The sequence below is a fragment of the bacterium genome (genome assembly GCA_040755795.1).
Classification (GTDB): Bacteria; UBA9089; CG2-30-40-21; order CG2-30-40-21; family SBAY01; genus JBFLXS01.
In genome coordinates this window covers 1-2,154 of record JBFLXS010000567.1, presented here as the reverse complement: position 1 = coordinate 2,154, position 2,154 = coordinate 1, and the positions used below count along the sequence as shown (strand labels likewise).

General features: G+C 38.5%; 4 protein-coding genes. 3 read left to right on the top strand and 1 reads right to left on the bottom strand.

What is annotated here, in order from left to right; all coding sequences use genetic code 11:
• The 3 genes from AB1414_19730 to AB1414_19720 all read left to right on the top strand — a co-directional run.
• Nucleotides 1-453: SoxR reducing system RseC family protein (locus tag AB1414_19730; protein MEW6609645.1), on the top strand; the 453-nt coding region annotated here is incomplete at its 5' end.
• A complete protein-coding gene (locus AB1414_19725; GenBank protein MEW6609644.1) occupies nt 446-643 on the top strand; it encodes a hypothetical protein in 198 nt (65 codons plus the stop codon). The genes AB1414_19730 and AB1414_19725, both read left to right, overlap by 8 nt.
• 111 nt (nt 644-754) lie before the next feature.
• Nucleotides 755-1,366, top strand: a complete 612-nt coding sequence (locus AB1414_19720; GenBank protein ID MEW6609643.1) for a class I SAM-dependent methyltransferase — start codon at nt 755-757, stop codon at nt 1,364-1,366.
• A gap of 5 nt (nt 1,367-1,371) precedes the next feature.
• Here the strand turns inward: AB1414_19720 and AB1414_19715 are convergent, their stop codons facing one another.
• Complete coding sequence (locus AB1414_19715) at nt 1,372-1,620, bottom strand: DUF2283 domain-containing protein (GenBank protein ID MEW6609642.1); 249 nt, start codon at nt 1,618-1,620, stop codon at nt 1,372-1,374.
• Nucleotides 1,621-2,154: the final 534 nt, after the last annotated feature.

Here is a 2,154-nt window from a genome sequence, read left to right as displayed (position 1 = left end):
AGTTATGCTGTAAAAAGAGAAAAGATTATGGAACAAGGAATTGTTACTTCAATAAAAGGGAATAAAGCCATTCTTCGGACTGAACTGGAGGTGCATACTGAATTCTGCCCGGAGGAAGTTGAGCGGTCAGGGGATATAGTATTATTAGAGGTAGATAATTCTATCGGAGCCCGAATAGGACAAAAAGTAAGGCTTGAAACAATAGGATATCAAAAGGTCATCTGGGCTGTCATCTTCTTTGTAATTCCTACTATTGCCCTGGTCTTAGGGGTAGGGCAAGGAATTTATTGGGCAGATCGATGGGGGCTTTCACAAAAGGTAGGTGAGTTATCAGGAATTACTTTTGGCTTTATATTAGTCGGTATAATATATTTAGTCGCCGGGCTATATAAACAACAGTTAAGAAGAAAAGGAAAATCAATTTCAAGAATAATTGAGATTATCAATGAGTAAGATAGACAAAGAAGGAATAATGGAATATAGTCCCAATTTCACCGATAAAGAGATGATGCGGATTGATGAAAAGAGGAGTACTAAGGATATGAGCCTGACAGGTTACAAACCAATAGGTATTATTCATTCTCCTTTCAAAGATACTAAGGGTATGCCCATTCAACCTGCTGGGGCCAGATACTGGATATAAAGCCTTATGTTCCTGAATTTGATGTGCTAAAAGAGGCACAATCAGGATGGCTTTCTAAAAAGGCAGGAAAAGCAGATAAAACCAAAGCAGATGAGAGATTTGAATGAGTAAATGGATATATTTGACCAATATGCTGGGAAATACGATGAATGGTATGAAAAAAATCGCTTTGCCTACCTTTCAGAGCTTGAGGTGGTAAGAAGTGTTTTGCCTCAGGGTAAAGGTTTAGAGGTAGGGGTAGGCACAGGTAGGTTTGCCGCTCCACTTAGGACATCGATTGGCATAGACCCATCCTTCAGAATGCTTAAAAAGGTTGCTAAACGAGGGATAACCGTAATACAGGCTCTTGGAGAACACCTTCCCTTCAAGGAGGCTAAGTTTGATTATCTGCTTTTGATTGTTACCCTGTGTTTTGTGGATAACCCACAGGCTGTCCTGGCAGAGTCCAGGAGGGTGCTTAAACCAGGAGGCAGGCTCATCATTGGCATAGTAGATAAAGATAGCTTTCTCGGCAAGGCCTATCAGAATAAGAATACTGTATTTTACAAGGTAGCCAGACTTTATTCGGTTCAGGAGGTTATAGAGTTGCTGAAGGTGAACGATTTCAAGGAGATAACAACCAGCCAGACCATCTTTTCTTTGCCGAAGATTTTAAAGAAAGTAGAACCCCATCGGCCAGGATACGGTCAGGGTGGATTTCTGGTTATATGTGGAAAGAAATAGCCATCTTAGGCAGTAACCGCATCTGCTATTGAAAATTGAGCTTTTACAGGCAGTATATAAGATTGCTTGTTTTTCTCGAAACGATGCTCAAAATTCAAAATGGTAAACCCTATAATCTCATCAGTCCCAAGATGACGACGGATAATAATATCGTCACCAATTTCATCAGAAATTGCAGATTGAGGAGCTCCAATGGAAATGTCTAAAATATCACCTTCTTTATCGTAAAAGAAATTTAAAGCTCTCTTTTCCATAAAACAGTTCCTCCTTTAGCAGGGTGCTGACTAAAATAAGCAGTGGATACAAAGTCAAAATCAACACTCTTTACCACTACGGTTAGGTATTTGCCGTTTAATATATATATATTCAAATAGAAACGGTAATATAGCAATACACGATTGTCATAGACACTTTCATTAATAAACTCAGGAGAGAGAATGGTCTCTTTTACTTTAGATAAGTTGTTCTCTCATTTCAGGATGTTTAGATAGAATTTTATTCCATGTGTTCTGAGTCAAAATCGTATCTCGTCCAAAAGGATTTTTGATTTGAAATAGTGTCATTTTGTTGTACTCAATAAAGATTTAATTTGATGATTAAAGTATACCATGTTGAAAAGGAGCTGTCAAGAGAAAAAATTGCCACCTGTGCGATTAGACTAAGAGAGCGTTGCGTAGAACTTAAGGCTATATTTACGGTGCGTGGCATTGTGTTACCTCATTTCTTGCCATCTTTTTGTTTCTCTTGACATTTTGGAGTCCCAAAAGATAACCCAGAGGGTCATTAAC

What these genes read in the sequence shown, in the direction of transcription:
- AB1414_19725 (MEW6609644.1), top strand. Translation starts at nt 446, where the DNA reads ATGAGTAAGATAGACAAAGAAGGAATAATGGAATATAGTCCCAATTTC.
- AB1414_19720 (MEW6609643.1), top strand. Translation starts at nt 755, where the DNA reads ATGGATATATTTGACCAATATGCTGGGAAATACGATGAATGGTATGAA.
- AB1414_19715 (MEW6609642.1), bottom strand. Translation starts at nt 1,620, where the DNA reads ATGGAAAAGAGAGCTTTAAATTTCTTTTACGATAAAGAAGGTGATATT.